The organism is Anoxybacillus eryuanensis (assembly GCF_051200995.1).
GTDB lineage: Bacteria > Bacillota > Bacilli > Bacillales > Anoxybacillaceae > Anoxybacillus > Anoxybacillus tengchongensis.
In genome coordinates, this window is the sequence record NZ_JBPODS010000007.1 from 16,975 (window position 1) to 36,126 (window position 19,152).

4 protein-coding genes are annotated in these 19,152 nt (G+C 40.8%); all 4 read right to left on the reverse strand.

The genetic code is table 11. The features are described 5' to 3' along the window. Positions 1-22 precede the first annotated feature (22 nt). The 4 genes from HNQ84_RS08545 to HNQ84_RS08560 all read right to left on the reverse strand — a co-directional run bounded on the left by HNQ84_RS08545 (position 23) and on the right by HNQ84_RS08560 (position 18,961). Positions 23-1,777: an S-layer homology domain-containing protein gene (locus HNQ84_RS08545; protein ID WP_435621827.1), complete on the reverse strand. Its 1,755-nt coding sequence runs from the start codon at positions 1,775-1,777 to the stop codon at positions 23-25. Between the two features lie 70 nt (positions 1,778-1,847). Continuing rightward, on the reverse strand, positions 1,848-8,357 hold the full coding sequence (locus tag HNQ84_RS08550; protein ID WP_435621828.1) for an S-layer homology domain-containing protein: 6,510 nt from the start codon (positions 8,355-8,357) through the stop codon (positions 1,848-1,850). 45 nt (positions 8,358-8,402) lie between these two features. Continuing rightward, positions 8,403-12,692: a S8 family serine peptidase gene (locus HNQ84_RS08555; protein WP_435621829.1), complete on the reverse strand. Its 4,290-nt coding sequence runs from the start codon at positions 12,690-12,692 to the stop codon at positions 8,403-8,405. Between the two features lie 158 nt (positions 12,693-12,850). Next, positions 12,851-18,961, reverse strand: a complete 6,111-nt coding sequence (locus tag HNQ84_RS08560; protein ID WP_435621830.1) for a pullulanase X25 domain-containing protein — start codon at positions 18,959-18,961, stop codon at positions 12,851-12,853. Positions 18,962-19,152: the final 191 nt, after the last annotated feature.

A 19,152-nucleotide genomic window follows, 5' to 3' on the forward strand; every position in this document is an offset into this window, starting at 1 on the left:
GATGTCCGAACCGGACATCCTTTTACTTGTGTAACAATCGAAGCATTTCATATAGCATTTTGGCCGCTTGCGCTCGTGTCGCTTTTCCTTTTGGATCGAACACTCGTTGACCGTTTTGCATTTTTCCGTCGATGATCTGTAGTTGTGTAGCCAATTGTACGTCCTCGCGAGCATAAGATGAAATCGTTGAAGCATCAGCAAATGACACATTTCTCCCTTTTTCTTCTTCTAAAATTTTCTCATTTTTGTATTGAATCGCACGTACGATCATCGTTGCCATTTGTTCACGTGTAATTGGAGCATGCGGATCAAACTTTCCTCCATTTCCGCGAATAATGCCAGCTGCACTGGCTGCTTCAATTTCAGCAACTGCCCATTTCAATTTTTCACTCACATCTGTAAATGTTCCTTTATAGGATGTCTTTGGTAAATGTAATGCTCTTGCCAATAACACAGCAAACTCCGCGCGTGTCACACTTCCGTTTGGAACAAATTCATTTTCTTTCATTCCTTTAAGAACCATACGCGATGCTAGTGACTCAATATACATTTTCGCCCAATGCGTCTTCACATCTGCAAATGTTTTAAATTGCTCGATGACCGCATATGTGGAAAAATGGGATACAGAGACGATCCATTCTTCTCCTTTTAATGCTCCACCAACATACTCCCATTGTTTCACGTTTTCATTCCAATAATATGCTGCTGTATAATCAGCATTTTTTACTTGTTTACCAACATTCATACGGATTTCGACTGGCTTGTCAAATAAACGATCATATTTTTTCCCATCTACTTGAATAGAAAAATCATATGCACGGTATGCTTCACTTTTTTGCACAGGTGTGACTGTAACCGTCACATTTGCACGCACATCGAACGATTGTAAAACAGCTGGCGAAAGCGCTACCGTTGCACCACTTGCTTGAATGGCTAACGACTTATTCGCTTTGACGATTTCCTCAACTATTGCTGCAGAAACCGTCGCTTGTTTTTCCACTTGAACCGTCACAGTTGGTACAGATGATTGTAGTTGCTGACGTACCGCCTCATCTACTTGCTCTCCTTTTGATGGAACAGGTTGTGGAGACGGTTTAGGCGTTGGTGCTGGACTTGGTGATGGCGTCGGACTCGGTGTTGGTGCTGCTGAAACAGAAAAACTTTTTTCTATCGCTTTCCCTAAAGCCTCGACTTTAACCATATAAGAACCTGTTTCAATGACACGAAATGTATGCGTATATTGACCATTACTATTCGAAAAAACGTTTTCTTGCTTTAATGTTGTTCCGTTTTTCGTCCATGTCACTTGCACACTTGTACTCAGTGCTTTTCCATCTTCCTTTACTATGCCTGAAACGGTGACTGTGTCCCCCTCTACATAAGAAGAAGCGTTTAATTCTGCAGTCAATTCAACGACTTTTTCTTTTTTCGGTTCTTCCACAACAAATGTTGTTGTTGCTTCCCCGCTACTCGCTTTTAGAGTGACGGTATATGTACCGTACGCCGCATTGTCTTTTAGTGTAAAAAACGTCTGCACTGTGCCATCATTACTAATCTCATTATCATTCCATTGATATGTGTACTCAATCGATTGATTAGGACCTCGCACAGTTAACGTTGGCTTCGTTCCTTTTCCTTGTACGTTTCCAAAGATATTCACCTTTTCTCCCCGCACATAAGCAGATTTATCTGTTGATACAGTAACCCCAGATGCCCACGCAGGAAAAGAAGAAAAGATAAGCAACAAACATAATAAAGTTGCTATTCCTTTTTTCATTCATAATCCTCCCTTGATTATCACAGAAGAATGGCTTGCTGCCTGTTTGACAGAAGCCATTCTCCATTCATTAAAACTCTCCCGTTTGTTGAAGTAAGCGATACAACATAACAGCCGATTCTGCACGCGTTGCATTCGCTTTTGGCTTAAATACAAGTTTGCCGTTAACAACCGTACCGCGAATTAATTGTAAAGATGCGGCTAATTGAACATGTTCACGTGCATACGGTGCAATCGTTGATTCATCAGCAAACGTAATGGTCTCATTGCCTTTTATATGTTGATTTTTGTACGCAAGCGCACGAACAAGCATCGTTGCCATTTGTTCCCGCGTAATGACATCATTCGGTTTAAAGAACCCTTTATTTCCTTGCACAATACCTGCACGATATGCAGCCTCAATGTATGGTGCAGCCCATGCCATCTGTGATGAAACATCTGTAAACACACCTTTATATGTGGACGTTGGCAACTGCAATGCACGTGCAAGCAATACTGCAAATTGAGCGCGCGTGATCGCTTTGTTCGGCTCAAAATGATCTTTTGTCATACCTTGAATGACTGAGCGAGAAGCAAGGACTTCAATCTCGTCCTTAGCCCAAGCTAATTGGCTTGTCACATCATTAAACGTTTTATTTTGTTCTAACAAAGCAAACGTGCCGAATGCACGGAGTGAAACAACCAATTGTTTTTTCGACTTGTCGTATACACCGCCAACGTATTCATAAGACTGACCGTTAAGGCGATATACAGCCGCTTTCCGAGCATCAACAGGCGTAGATGTGACGTTAAATGCGACTTTAATAGGCTCCCCACCTATTATATGTTGGCCATCTAATGTTTTAGCTGACAGTTCATATACAGGTGCAATGACTTTGCCTTCCGTCTCCTGCTTCACATCTTTGACACTTACGGATAGTTTTACATCCGCTTTCGTAAATGATTTCAATACATCTTTAGCTAAAACGATAGTAGCTCCGTTCATCTCGATCGACATAGACTTCCCGCTCGCTACCAACGCTTCAGCCAACGGTTTTGATACTTGTACGCTAAGTGTATGAACGCTTTGCTCTCCTTGTTTACGCTCCACGACAATGTTTACTGTGTCAACGTTTTTCGCCATTTCTAACACACGCTCTGTAGATAGTTCGACCGTCTTCTCGCCATTTTGGATCACTTCTTTACCAACATCAGTCGATGGAGCAGGTGTTGGCGCTGGACTTGGCACCCCTCCTGAGCCTCCTCCTGGAGTTGGTGTCGGGCTTGTTGGCTGTTGCTTTGTCGTAAAGGTGTACGTGTAATCGGTCATCGACTTGCCAGCATAATCTTTTACTTGTGAGTTGATTACTACTTCATATGTCGTACTATGTTTGAGTGGTGCATTTGGTTTAAAAGTAAATGATTGAACGAGTTTTTTCGTTTCATCTACAATAAACCAACCACTTTCACCCTTGCCATCTAATAAACTATCATCCTTTTTACTTTCATCCGATTTGTAGCCGTTAAAGATGCGATCATATATGAACGTACCGGGTACTTTTGTTTTTTGTCCATTTTTCACTTCATATACGCTTACATATTGTTCAATAGATGCTTTATCCATTAGGCGATCGAATGTAACGTGTATGCTTGTGTTCGTATCTACGTTTTCCGCATTTGTTGCAGGCGTTGCTGTCTCTACGCGCGGATTACCTTGACGAACAAGTGGCACGTTCAATTGTGTTTCTGCTGGTGGAACGTTCACAATGCGCGACGTATACGTCTCATAACCTTCTTTTGAGAAAACAACACGCCATTTACCATTGATGACATCCCAACCATATCGTCCATTTTCATCTGTCACTTGCGGGTTCACTTGACCGTAAAGTTCGGCATTCCATTTCACCCATTCATCACCTTGTAGCTGTTGAACTTCCGCTGTTACACCTTCTAAACGTTTGTCCATGCTACCTTCAAACACATAGCCTGATGGGTCAATAAGTACAATAATTTGCATGAGTGGCAGACGGATTTCCTGCCCCTTAACTTTAAAAATGAGCTGTAACATTTGTTCTCCATACGAGCTCCAAGCGCCGAGTTTTGAGCCATCGAATGTGAACGTTTTGCCATCACTTTCTTTTTCCATTTCGTACTGTTCACCTAAAAACTCAATCCATGCTTCATCAACTTCATCACTAAATACAATTTTTGTATTTAACGGTGTCCCTTCAACAATCGCAAATGAAGCAACGCCTGTATATGGATTAAGCGATACCGTTCCGTTCCATCCTGCAAATACCTCTGCCTTTTCCACCTTTGGAACAGATGCATCGTATTGAACAGTGGAAACGTCAGACATGTGCTGCTGACCATTCTCTTTTACAACAGCGTACAGCTGGAAGGACTCTTTTTCTTTTGTTACAGGTAACGTTACTGTCGCAAACCACCAACGACCTTCTACTTTCGTTTCCGTTAGTTTTTTTCCATCTGCATATACTTCAACAACGGCATTCGGTTTTGCTTTTCCGTATGCTTTTATTTGCTTCTCAGATGTTTGCGCTGGTGCTTGCATAGTGACAAACAATACATTTGTCGTTGCTGATAATTCGTCTCCATTTCCAACCTTCGCAACAACACGTACAAAATCATCCGCACTATCTTTCACTTTTACTTGGAAAGTAATAGATCCTGATTCACCAGCTTTTACTTTAGGAATGGTCACTTTACCGTCCGTTAACGTCTCTTGTTTTCCGTTTACAACAAATGAGTTACTGACAAGCTCCACATGTTCCGGCAAAGTAATCGTTACAGGAACGTTCTCTTCATCTGTAGTACCATTATTCCGGTACGTGAGCTTATAATCAATTGTTTTTCCTGGTACGATCGTGTCAACAGACGCAACGAAGCGATTTCCGTCACCTACAAAGTTTCCTGTTCCTTTTGTAAATGTAAGCGTGACGGTTTGTGATTCGCTTTGAATATCAACTTCTTGTTTAATCGTCTTTCCGTTATACCATGCTTCAAGTTTGTACATACCAGGTTGTAAGCCGCGAACTTTAAAATAGCCGTCTTTATCGGTACGCGCCCAACCTGCATATTGTCCATCTTTATCGTATACATATACATACACATGTTTGAGTGGCTTAGCCCCTTCGTACACACGTCCATCAATGTACTTTGCTTTCTCTAACATAATGGTACCGAGATCAAGCGTGCCACCTTCACTTGCTCCAGCAACAGTCTCTCTCTTTTCGACATAATCGGTTGCTGAGACGACATATGTGATTTTTTCATTTGTGTTTAATCCTTTAATTGTAAATGTACCATCCTGTGCAAATGATACGTAGCCATAGCTGCTATCCGTATATGCATACATCCACACATTTGTCATTTTGTCGTAATCAGCAATTTTTCCTGTCACTGTTAATCCTTTATCGAGTGTGATAACTACATCGTGCTGATCTTTTGTAATATCTACTTTTTGTTCTTTTGCAATATACCCAGGTACACTTGTATATAACGAATAGCCATCTGCAACAACGACATTCGGAATCGTTACGCTACCATCTTCGTTATATTCAACTGGATATGTTGAATGGTAAAAACCGAAATTGTAATTCGATGTGCGATATACGTCATATTGGTATAAATAAAAATACGCATTCGGTTCCGTAATGACATTTCCATCTTTATCTTTAAACGTTAGCTTTACATCAACGACTTCAATATCTTTTTTGTTTAATGTGAGTACAATCGGTTCTTTTACATAATTTTTTTCTGGATGAATCGTGACCTTTGTTTTCAACGTTTCGTACAACCCATTTCCGTACACGGTCAATTCATACTCCCCAGCTGGTACACGTTTTAAGGCACGATCATCCCAAGAAACGAACTGCCCTTTTTGATTAATGTATCCGCTAATCCATACTCGATCGTTATACATGTCAACATATAAACGATCAGATACTGCCTTTCCATTTTGATCAACAAAATGAATGCGCACTTCTTGTGGTAAATGAATGGTTACTTGCTCTTTTTGTCCGTAATGTAATTGAATCGTTGAAACAGCGTAATTCCATTCTTTTCCGTCGTAAATATCGATACTGTAAAACCCTTTTGGCAACCCTTCAAGCTTAAACGTACCATCGGATTGAATAGCCGCTGTGTATGCTCCAATTTGTACTTTGCCCTTTGTTAATGGCTCACCGTCTGTACGTACGTTCCCCTCAACCGTTGCCCCAACGTACTTTCCAACTTTTTCTGTTAATTCGTTCGTTTTCTGTCCTTTTCCGTCTGTAATGAACGCAACAACTTGATCAACGAACTTCATGCCTTGTTCAATTGGAAACGCTCCAACGTATGCTTTTCGTTCCGCATTGTACGTTAAATCAACTTCTTTTTGTTTCCCATCATAATATATAACCGCTGTTGCTTTGTAGCCTTCTTTGTATGAACCGTATAACTCAATATTCATGTTCTTGCCAATTTTTAAATAACCTTGTTCTGTTTGAACTTGCAATGTCGTCGCAATAAATTCTTCCGTTTTCCATTCAGCGATCGTATCACTACTATTTCCGATTTGGTCGACGGCAACGACTTTAAAACGATATGTCGTATTTGGCAACAGAGGTGAATAACGATACTCTTGACGATTCAAGCCAGACTTCAGTGTTTGCCACTCCCCGCCATTCACTTGAAGCAAGACATTATAGTAAGCAACGTCTTTATCTTCATTCCAACTTACAACGAGTTCGTTATTTTCTTCTTTGATCGTCACTTCAGGCTTTGCTGGCGGTGTCGTATCAACTGTAACTGTTACAGGTTTTGATGATTGTTCACTATCTGATACAACTAATGAGTATGTTCCATCCGCTAGTTCCAACTCAGCTGAGAAACGTCCTGTGGCATCTGATTTTGTTTTTACAGATGTAATTACTTCTTCTCCTTGTTTTGCTTGTACCGTTAAATCGATATTCGCCTTGGCATATCCATGAATGTAAATTTTATTATCATCCCCACGAACAAACGAGCCATCTTGTGGCGAAACGATGACTGGTGCGGTATTTTCAGAAACCGTAAACGACGTATATGCTCTCTCACCTGTTCCTGTCACTAATTCAACTTGGTATACACCTGTAACTGCTTGATTTAATGTAAACGATGTGGTGATCGAACCATCTGTTTGAATATCTGCGTCATTCCATTGATACGTATACACAACATCATTTGTTGGAGATGTGACTTTTAACGTCGGTTTCATCCCGTAACCAGCTTGGCCATTTTTACGTACGTAACCGTTAAACTTCACTTCACTATTTGGTGAATATATCGTTTGATCGGTTTGAATATGAACTTCTTTTTCTGGAACAGGTTGTGTCGTTCCATCCGATATAGTAAACTTCTTTTTCCAGTATACATAATTTCCATCTGGAAGATTTAAATCATAGTATACGATATATGTTCCATTCAGTAAATTAGGCGCTTGGATATAAACATAATCGACCGTAACATACTTCTTCTCAAATTCGATTTCCTGCCCTTGTTCATTGACAACACGAATATATGGCTCAATATTCTTATACACGCCATCAGTTTTCTTTTGAATTTTCCTTAACTTAAAGTCCCCTTGACGCAAATCGGTGTTCAAAGAAATAGACGTACCATTCAAACTATCTTTCCAGTAAGATACATCTGTGCTTTCTATTGCAGGTTGACCGGCAACCGATAGTGTACGAGGTGTTGTAAAGTCAAGATTGATAGGTGATAGGTCATATGTGTATCCTCCATCATCAACCATACTGAAAACAGCATATTTATACTTATTAGATGTAACATACACATTAGAAATATTTCCTTCATTCAAATGAACGTGCGCAGCGCTATATTGTTTTTCACGCATAAACACAAACGACGTTAATTTTTTATCACCATCTATTTCAATTTTTGAAACATTATGAAACGCATCCTCAAATGACAATACCCGGTGTTCTTCATTTACTTCAAATTGTTTGTATACAAAATAACCATTATTTTCATTATCAAATCCTCGATAGCTAACTGTCATCTTTTGTGGACGAACAAATATTTTTCTTTTTATATCATATGCATAAACTGTAAAATCCCCATATGTTGTTGATAAGTAATACTCAGCCGAAGCCTCTTTAGTGATCGGGGTGTCTTCTCCCGTCACCTGAACTGGTACGAGGTCAGTTGGCAAAGATAACGTTTCTCCATTGATTAGTGCCTTTAGTTGTTCATATGTCAGTTTCCTTGTATCTGCATATACAGCATATTCATTTTGTTCATTTTTCATACGGATAGAAAAACTTAGTTCATACGTTAAATTCGGTTTTAGTTTGTCAACAGGAATAACTAAATTCGCCTGATCTCGCTCACCATTCAGCCATTCCCAAGAAGAATAATAAGTATCTCCTTCTTTATAACCGACTAACCAACCATCTGCTTCCCATACTGCTTCATATCCTTCGGGCAGTTCAATTTGGATCGTTTTCTTCTCCTCTTGCGCATATACCGCAATAGAAGGGGCAAAGGACGAGAAAATAAGTAAGACTGCTAATAGCGTATATAACGCTTTCCTCACTGCGACATTCCTCCTTATTTTAGTGGGGAGGGGGAGCCCCCCTCCTTATTCCACTCGAAATTGAACTCGATCTTTGTTCGCTTCAGCCATTGCTTTTTGATCCCATCCTGACCAAACGAACGCTTCTACTGTATATGTCCCTTTGGCAAGAGATGAAAGCGGCAATTGCATACCGAGACCATTTGTTCGTTGTGGATCAAGTTGATCGATTGTCAAGAAAGCACGTCCAACAACTCGGCGATTTGCATCAAGCACTTGTAAAATGACGAGCGGCTTGACTGGTGCATATTCTAAGTTTTGAACGCGCGCCATGACATAAGCAGAACCAGATTGATTAAACGATGTTTGTTCTTCACCGTTTTCATTTAATACTTTCACTGCTTCAATAAGCGTTTCGTAGTTGTACACAACGAACGTATTGACTTCCGAATCAACGAGCTTACCTTCTGCATCGTACGCCTCAAACGTCACAGTATATGTGCCGTTCATCGCATCTTGTCCCACTTGATAAGAGTACGAGTACTGTTGTCCTACTTGTTCTGGAAGTTGTCCTTCTTTTCCGAGTGGATCTTTCACTTTTACTTTCCATGTTACTTCTTCGTTTGCATACGCACTTAGCCATGCTGGACGGTTTGTGCTAACAAATTGGTTTGGTTGTACATATGTGTCTGTAATCTCTACTTTCGGTGGTTGTTCTCCTTCTGCTAGACGATAAATCGATACAACTTTTTGTGTCACATGACCACCGAGATCTTTTAATGTGAGCACGAATGTATTGAGCCCGTCTTCTAGCTGTAGCTCTTGCGTATACGTATGTTCATAATCTTTCATGACAAATGGGCTTTCAAAATTTACCCCATAGGCAAAGTCATCATCGACATAAAATTGCATATGACGATAATTATCCTTTAATTTCACTTGCAATTTAAACTTGTCCACATCATGAGTCACATACTTCGGCACACGCTCTACAAATTCAATTTCTCCTGGTGTGGAATCAACAAAAACTGTGCGATTAATTGTAATCGATTGACCTTTTTCATCGGTTGCTGTTACTTGAATGTCTTTCACACCGTCACTTTCAAATGACACAACCGTAGAGAAATATTTTCCGATCATCGGGTCGTTACTTACTTTCACTTTCTTTCCATTCACAGTAACTTGAACGTTTGATACGTCACTAATAGATCCAAATACGTGTACATCTTTTGATCCATATGCACTAAGTGGCTCCGGTGAGAATAGCGAAATAACTGGCGCTTCTTCATCTGCTATAACCTTTGAAGCAAAACTAACATTTCCAGCATAGTCAACCGCAGCTACAGTTACCTCTGCGTTCGTGTACACTTGTGGAAGCTCTACACTTGTTTCTTCTTTTGATAACAATGTTTCACCTGTAATCGAATCGCCGTTGACAAACACATCGTAGCCGGCGATACCCGCACCAGTTTCAATAGCTTCCCATGAAATGGTATTTGTTTCTTCATCATAATCAACTGATAAAGTCGGTGCTAAAGTATCCACAATGACTGGTATTTTCTTTGACTGCCAGCGCGCATTTGGATAATCAATAACTGCTTTTAACTCATACGCATATTCCCCATCTGGAACAACATGAAATTTCACTGTTCCATCCCATAGGCGACCGTCCATATAAGAGAATGGTGGTTCATAACCTGCATCAAAGAAATTTTTCCGTACGTTGTTTTCAGATTTAATACGGCGAAGTTGTTTCCCATCTTTTAAAATGTTGTATTGCACTTCTTTTGCATTGCGTAAAAATGTTGGAAGTGGCTGAATTTGATCCATAAAGCCATCGCCGTTTGGTGAAAATGCGTACTTTCCTTCTTCATTTGGCATTAAAAACGATGTCGTTTCATCCATCATCGTTGACCATCCGTAAAACGATGACTCGCCTAGATCTGCAATACCATCAAAAATATCCGGCTCATCCCAATGACCGTAAAAACCGACATATGGGATCGTTAAGTCTGGATTATTTTCGTTTTTCAACTGCACGAAGCCTTCGACGAAAATGTTTTCATGAAGATCTTTCGCCCCATCAGTTGTTGGTATTTTCGCGTTTGATAAATCAATTTTGATAGAAAATCGTTTTTGACCGTTCGCTGGCACTGTAATGCGATCGTATTCTTTTGTAATGACCGCACCTTCTATATGGCGTGCAGCTAAAGCATTATATTTTCCATTCACAAGATCCGTTAACACATTCGCCTTCACGTCGTATGTGACTTCTTCATCTGACATGTTGTACGCCGTAAACGTCATTTTAATCGACTTTTCAGTAAAATCACCAAGTTCAACTTTCGCTTCACCTGTTGATGTATTGACGACGTATACTGGCGTCGTGACCGCTGCATACGTTTGCATCATTCCAGCACCTTGACGTCGTGGCGAGAATGGGTAACCTTCTTGATCAGTAATGATATTTGCTGTATTCATTAGTAAGATTTTAGCTAGTTTTGCTCGCTCTTTTGTTCCCATATTCGGAAATTGTTCTTTTAGATGTTGCATGACAAGCGCTGCACCACCTGCCACATGTGGTGCTGCCATCGATGTTCCACTCATATATCCATATTTATTATTTTGGAGTGTCGAATAAATGTTTCCGCCTGGCGCAGAAATCTCAGGCTTCAACTGTAAACTTGGCGTCGTCCCCCATGACGTAAAGTCTGTCATCCGTCCCATTTCTGGATCTTCTGTTTGATCTTTGATTACAAAGTTGACCTGAAGCGAACCATCAGCATGAGCAATCAGCTGCTCTAATGCTTGCCCATCTTCTGTTTCGATCTTCATAAATGGAATGAGATCCCATCCACCTTGGTCTTTGTAAAAGTTCGGGTTGCCGTTATTGTAAACAATAATTCCAATGGCTCCTGCTTTCTTCGCATTCATTGTTTTTTCATAGAAAGAAATTGCACCGCGTCGAACGAGGACAACTTTTCCTTTTACATCAATCCCTTCATAATCTTCTGCAAAACCGTATGCACCACCAAGGGATACTAACTGAACTGGTTCATCGCCAAATACTTCCACCCAGTTATCTGCCCCATAACCTACGAATCGATTATCTCCAACATTCACGAACGTCTCGTATAAGTATCTCTCATTGCCTGTAGCAGCAACTTGAAGGGCATTTGCTGCTAACCCCGGAGCACCAACGGTTCCGATATCAGGGTTTTCAGCGAGTGGATTGCTAAATCCATAAGCGAAATGACCTGAGTTGCCTGCTGATACTGATACAACAATACCGTTTTCTGTTGCACGTGTAATCGCTTCACTTGCCATATCTTGCTCATTATAAAACTCAGCTGCACTTCCTAAACTCATGTTAATAACGTCTGCACCTAATTTAATCGCATCATCAATTGCTGCTACATATACATCATCATATGTATATGCATACATCGGATCGTTGCTAAACACTTTCATCGCTAGCACTTGCGCTTCTGGGGCGACACCAGAAATTTGACCGTTTGCCGCAGCTGTGCCAGCTACGTGCATACCGTGCATAGAAGCTGCCGGACCAAGATCACGAATTTCATCTGTTTTATCGAAGTAGTTGTATCCGTACGGTACTTTTTCTGTGAAGTATTTTCCTGGGAGGTGATGTTCACTAGCAATTTGTTCAACTTCATCTTTTGTTAATGCTTCTTCCGTTGTTTCACTTAATTTCATATCTTGGTGGGATGGATCAATACCTGTGTCAATAATCGCAATGACAGTACCTTCGCCACGTAGGTGTGCGTCTGCCCATGTTGTTTGCGACTGAATAAACTGATGACTTGTTTTCATATTTGGCATCGGTTGTGGTCGCTCATATGCGTTAACAAGATGAACAGCTTTGACCGATGGTAAACTTTGAATTTTTTCAATATCACCATATTGCACTTCTGTACTAAATCCGTTTACAACCGTTGTAAACGATTGTTCGACATCTACATCAACACCAGATTGTTGAATTTGTTGCAACGCTTCTTTTTGTTTTTGTTCTGCTTGTTTTTCAAGTTGCTCTCGCGTTTGTTCTGATAGATCTTTATACAACTTGCCTTGCTCTGTTGCATATTGTAGTGGCGTTTTTCCTTCCACCTCAACAACAACACGTACATGGTCTGTTTCCTTCCACTCTACTTTTTGAGGAAGCTTTTTCAATTGCTTTTCTAGCTTTTTTTGCACAATTTCTCGTTGCAATTTACTAGAAGAAGAGACAACCGATGTTGGTGAATGGGACGATTCATTTGCCCAAGCACTTCCAGCGAACATACTTGCCATGAACACCGTTGTCGTCATGACACTAAAAGGCTTTTTCCACTTCACTTTTTCCTCTCCTTTCTTTTTGGAAAAATAAACTTATAAAACTATAAAATACATAAAATATTATAATATTCTTGTTTTTCTATTTCCTTATCAAAAATTCGACATTTTCCGACAAAAACAGAAGGCCTCCTATACGGAAGCCTTCCTTACATTTACATCTACATCAATTTTACTTTTCCTAAAAACTCCGCCAATACTTTTGCCATTTCCGCACGTGTCACATAGCTCGCAGCATCAAATGTTCCGTTATCTCTCCCTTGCATGATTCCTGCTTGATATACAACTTCAATCGCTTCTTTCGCCCATGTTGGTAGTTGTTTTGCATCACGGAAGTCTGTCACTTTTTTCGTTTTGTCATTTGCTGTTTCATCATAGCCAACAAATGAAAGTTTCAATGCTCGCTCGATCATGACAGCTGCTTGGGCGCGAGTAATCGGTTCATTCGGCGCAAACGTATTTGCTGTTTTTCCTTGAATAATGCCAAACTTCATTGCTGTAGCTAATTCCCCATTTTTGTTAAACCATTCTGTTCCTCTCACATCGACAAATCGACCATCGTATGCTTCATTTGGCAATGCTAATGCGCGTACAAGTAAGACCGCAAATTGCGCGCGTGTCATATGTTCATTTGGTCGGTATGCTGTTTCCGTCATACCTTTCACAAGCTGTTTAGCTGCCAACGTTTCGATATATCCTTTTGCCCAATGTCGACCAATGTCGTTCAATGTATGTGTACCTTCAATGACAACATAAGTAGAGTTCGTCAACGATTTTACAACTGCCTTGTTGCCGACAAATGTTGTCGGTACTGGAGTGAGAGAGCCATCACGATTTACACGCACGACAATGGAACGACTTGCGTTAACCGACTGCTTGAATACAATTTCGCGTTCAACATATTGAGTAAAGCGATCAATAGCTTGTTCTTTTCCATTGGCCTTCACCACCACGTGAAACTCGATCGCATCAGATAACGCTTTCACACGTAACTGTGGAGCGTCTTTTACTTTCATTTCGATGGAAATGCTCACTTGATCTACCGTTGCTCCAAGCTGCTTAGCCACTTCCTCTACTGCTTGCTTCACTTCTTTTGCTGGCAATTTATACACAGCTTGTTCACTCGCACTAACAATTGTCGCATCGGATTGTTTATTGGCTACTTGAACAAACAACGTCGCAGGTACGTCTACTCTTGTTGCTACATCTTTAACGAGCGAACCTGTTGAAATGACAACTTGTTTCTTTTCATTTGAAAGTTCATTTACAATTGTTGCAATATCGTTCGAAGAAACAGCAGCAACTTTTTCCACTACTTTACCATCTTTTTCTTTCGCTTCTACTTTCGGCTGTAAAACAACCGTGCCATTCTCACCCGTCACTGGTGTTGTACCGCTACCCGGCGTTGTACCGCTACCCGGCGTTGTACCGCTACCCGGTGTTGTACCGCTACCCGGTGTTGTGCCACTGCCTGGTGTTGTGCCACTGCCTGGTGTTGTGCCACTGCCTGGTGTTGTACCGCTGCCTGGTGTTGTGCCACTGCCCGGTGTTGTGCCGCTATCCGGTGTTGTGCCACTGCCCGGTGTTGTGTCTTCTTGTAATACTCCTTCACGTAATTGTTTTGTGTCGAGATGTAATACATAATTTTTTGTGTTTTTCGCAATAGCACCACCGTCATTTTTGAAAATTTCCGATTTGCTTCTTTCAGACGGCTCAATGTGAATGGCTACTTCTTTTTGATTTGTTGTTGGTGTGAACGTATACGTAAATGACATGTCGTCTTTAATTGTTACACGTTCTTTATTAATCGTTAGCACACCATCTTTAATCGCATTTCCTTTTATAGTGACACGCTCACCTTCTTTAGTAACATCTTCAACGACAACAGGCATATCAATCCAACGTAAAATGTAATCTTGAATAACCATTTTGTTATTACCTTGGTTGTGCACCGTAACTTTTAAGTCTGTACCAATCGCACCATATCCGTAATAGCTAACGTCATCATCTGTTTGATCGTCACGCGTATGATCAGCTAACCCTTCTTGATCCCATGAGCTACCTTTTACGTATTTATAAATAATTGTTTCTCCCTCTTGAAGCTCTGTCGTAAACTCCCAATCAGGTGTAACCGCCCCACCGCGCGTCATTTCCCAAGCACCTGTATTCCAACCGTTAATACTATTCGGAATCGTAATGCGCGTATCTAACGGCGTATAGCTTGGTGCTTTCACTTTAAACGTTACTTGAACCATCACGATGTTTGGTGTAATTTGCACGTCATTAGATGCAACAAAGTTTCCAGACCTGTCATACAACTTTACAACATACGTATATGTTTTTCCATTCTCTACATCATAATCGGTAAATGATGTGCCGATATCCGTTGTTGTATGAACGATTTGACCATTGCGTTCAATGACAAGCATATAGGCATCATGATCATCATGATCATCACGGTCAACGAACGACCATGTTAAATTCACTTGACCAGATTCAACTTCTGGTTGCACAAGTTGAATGTCTTTTGCAGGTGCTTGTGTATCTTCAGTGTTTGCTGTGAGTGTAAATGTTCGTTCAGATGTATACACCCAATCGTCGCCAAGGTTTGTCGTAAAACCGTAACGATACGTATACGTTCCAGCTTGTAATGGGATAAACGTCGCACGGAATACGTTTGCTTCATGACCTTGACGATCATATGTTGCTTGTACACTTTCCCATTTGTCGCTATTTGGTCTCTTTACCTGCAAAACAGCTTGTAAACCGTCAGCTAATCCATGTTTTGTTACATCATTAATGTACGCACTTGCCTCAATAACAATTGGAGCAGCTAAATTCAGTACTCCATCATGTACTTCAGAAAGTAATTCAATGTTATCTTCTGTTAACGGATAATGTGGTACAACACGATTTGTTTCTACCTTTGCCGATTCATTTCCGTTTCCATCTAATGCTGTAATCGCAAAATAATATGCTGTACCGTTTTTCAACTCATTAATCACAATCGTCTTTTCATTCGTTTCTTTCACAAGTGTATATCCTGCACCTTTTAATGTAGATTGATAAATGCGATACGCTGAAGCATCGCCTTCCCACGTTAATGTCACTTGGCCAACGCCCGGCGTCGCTTGAACGCTCGTTACTTCATTCGGTAGATCGACAGTTACTTTTCCAAATAACATGCGACCGTCCATCGCTGGAACATGTAACGTCACTTTTCCATTTGCTACTGTCACGTTATACGAATGATGCAACTCATCTGCAAGCTTCGTTCCGTTTGGTATGAGCGAAGCGACATTTAATTCAACCGTTTGCTCGTTATTGCCACGGTTAATCGCAATCAATGCGACATCTTTTTCATATTGACGTGCAAAGACATATACGTCTCCTTTCGCATATACCGTCTCAATTGTACCTTTCGCTAGTACATCTTGATGTGCCGTACGAATCGTTCCTACTTTTTGATAGTGTGCAATTAATTGTTTATCTTCACTTCCCCACGGATACGTACGACGATCATCTGGGTCTTTTGATCCCGTTACTCCCGCTTCGTCACCGTAATAAATCGTTGGAGCTCCTGGATAGCCCATTTGTAAAATGGCAGCGAGTTTCAATCGTTTTTTGCCAAGCTCTTCATTATAATTCGGGTCAAGCTCTGCACGTTCATACGAATCCGTTCCATTTCCAAGTAAGAAAACAGCACGCGCTGTATCATGTGAACCAATTAAGTTCATGAGCGCATAAAATGCTTCTTTCGGATAATCTTCACGAATGGCTGTTAATCGGGCATCGATATCTTCCGCTTTCCCGTTTCGTAAAAAGTCTAACACAGCTCCACGGAAACGGTAGTTCATCACTGAATCGTATTGATCACCTAGGAAGTATTTTGACGCATCATCCCAAATTTCACCGAGAATTAACGGCTGCTCCCCATTTTTAAGCGTTGGACCACGATCATAGTCACCTTGCAACAACTCTTCACGAAACTCACGCCAAAACTCTGTATCTACTTCATTGGCAACATCTAAACGCCAGCCTGAAGCCCCACACGTAATCCAACTTTTTGCGACCGAGTCATTTTCATAGAAAATATAGTTAGCAAGCTGCTCGTTATTTAACTCACTGGCGTATGGCACTTTATTCCCAGAAATTGATTTGAATTCTGGTAAACTATCAAATCCCCACCATGATTGATACTTATACACACCGTTTACTTTTTCATTTTCAATGTTAAACCATAAATGGAATCCGTACGGACTAAATTGTTGCCCTTCGTCTTTGAACTTTTGTTCAACTTGAGCACGAGCTTGTTCTTCTGATAACCCTTTTTCATTCATTAAATCGTACACAGCCGACCAATATTCATAAGCTCCGACTGTTGGATATTTTCCATATCGGTCAAAATAAATAGAATCGTCTGATACGTGATTGAATACACCGTCTAAAATTAAGTGCATGCCACGAGATGCAATCGCTTGCACAAATGACTGAAGTTCTTGAGGCGTGCCAAACATCGGGTCGATTTCTTTATAATCATGCGCATCATATTTATGATTTGACGGTGCATGTGCGATTGGATTTAAATATATCGTGTTCACACCAAGCGATTGCAAGTAATCAAGTTTTTGCTCAACCCCAGCAATATCTCCACCGAAAAAGTCGTTTGACCAAATGCCATCTCCATCATATCCTGGAGTGCCTTTCATACGCGGATTGTCAGGAAGTTGCGACCACTCACGATGTTCAATTGGTTCACGTCCTCGTGCATTTGTTTTTGCATAATCATTGTTTGGATTACCGTTAAAGAAACGATCAGGGAAAATTTGATATACAACCGCATGTTTCATCCAATCAGGCGTTTTATAGTTTGGATCATACACGGTCAATTGGAACAATTCCGCATTTTTATCGACCGCTCGTCCCCATTGACCTTCTTGCGTATCTTCACCATATTCTGCTTTAGCTGCACCGTCCATCGCGATGAACTTATAGCCGTACAATCCTTTGTCATCTGGTGTAAACGTTGCTTCCCAATATTCATCGTCACCAATGACACCGACTTTACTCATTGTATATAACTTCGCTGTCCCTGTCGTTGTATTTTTTACATATACGTTCGCCTTTGTCAAATCACCCTTTTTCGTAGCTAACCGGAGGGTGACACTTTCTCCTGCTTTCACTGCACCAAACGGTTGGCGATATAAAGGATCCCACGTGTTATGTTTTAACCGTTCTTTTTGTATAGCTCCATCTGAACCCGTTGGGCTGTAGTCGGTATATACCGATTTGGTTTTCGCATCGAAGAAAAATGTTACCATCGTTTCTTCGAGTACGTTTAACTTCGCATTTTCTTGTGGATAGTTCTCACTCCAGTTATTCCCTAACACTACTTTATATTCATACGTTCCTTTTGGTACACGTGCTGAGAACGTGTAAATGGAGTCGAAATTATCGTCTGTAAAAAATGCTGTGGATGTTTCTGGCGTCCAACCATCGACTTCTTTTTCATAGCCGATCGCAGGTAAAATCGTGCCGACTAACCGCGGCTGTTTTTCTTTTGGAATAGGTGTATACCATGTCGAATCAGCAATCGCATGTGTACGATCATGGTAATAAAACGTTACTTCCGTTTCTTGTTGTAACGTAAGTGAAATATTGCCTCCACTACGTCCACCAGCCCCGTAGTTTTCATCCCAACTACCGTTTATGGCAATTTTGTATTCATACGTGCCTGCAGGAAGTGTTCCTGTGAATGTGTACAATCCATCGCCTTCATGCACCATGATCGTAGCAGTCGCTTTCGGATCCCACTCACCTGTATGTCCTAACTCATCCTGCAAGTTCCCAACAAGCGTCACAGTCCGGTGTTGTTGAACTGGTTGACCGACAACAACAACACTATTCTTTCCGCCGTATCCGTCATCAGCTTGATTTGCATTTAACGGATCTGTCACCCATTTTCCGTCAACAATAAATTTGTACATATACGTTCCGTCTGGAAGCGTTTTCGTTACAGACCAAACGCGGTCGTTTTCTTTTGTTAATGCAATCTTTTTGTCTCCATCTGTTTGCCAATCGTTAAACGATCCAACTAATAACACAGACTGTTCTTCCCCTGTACCTACATAACGGAATGTCACATCGTTTCCGTTTACAACAGGGCTTTGCACGTTTTCATCAGCGCGAACGATTGCACTAAATGAAAACAACTGTGCGAGAAGCAAAAAGATTGAGAAATAAGCAAAATACTTTCTCCATCTTCTCCCCACGATCTTTTCCTCCTTCTTTACATTGTTCAATAAGTGAAACCGTTTGCACAAAGGGGTACAGCAAGGGGGTAACAAACGGCCTCACTTACTAATTATCGTACATAAAAAAGGAGGGAATTTCAATAAAATATTTTTAATTTTTTGTTTAATTAAACTTATCACTGCATGGTAAAAAAATAACTCCCTTAGGA

Excerpts from the sequence above, each read along its gene's own strand:
- HNQ84_RS08545 (WP_435621827.1), bottom strand. The coding sequence starts at position 1,777 with ATGAAAAAAGGAATAGCAACTTTATTATGTTTGTTGCTTATCTTTTCT.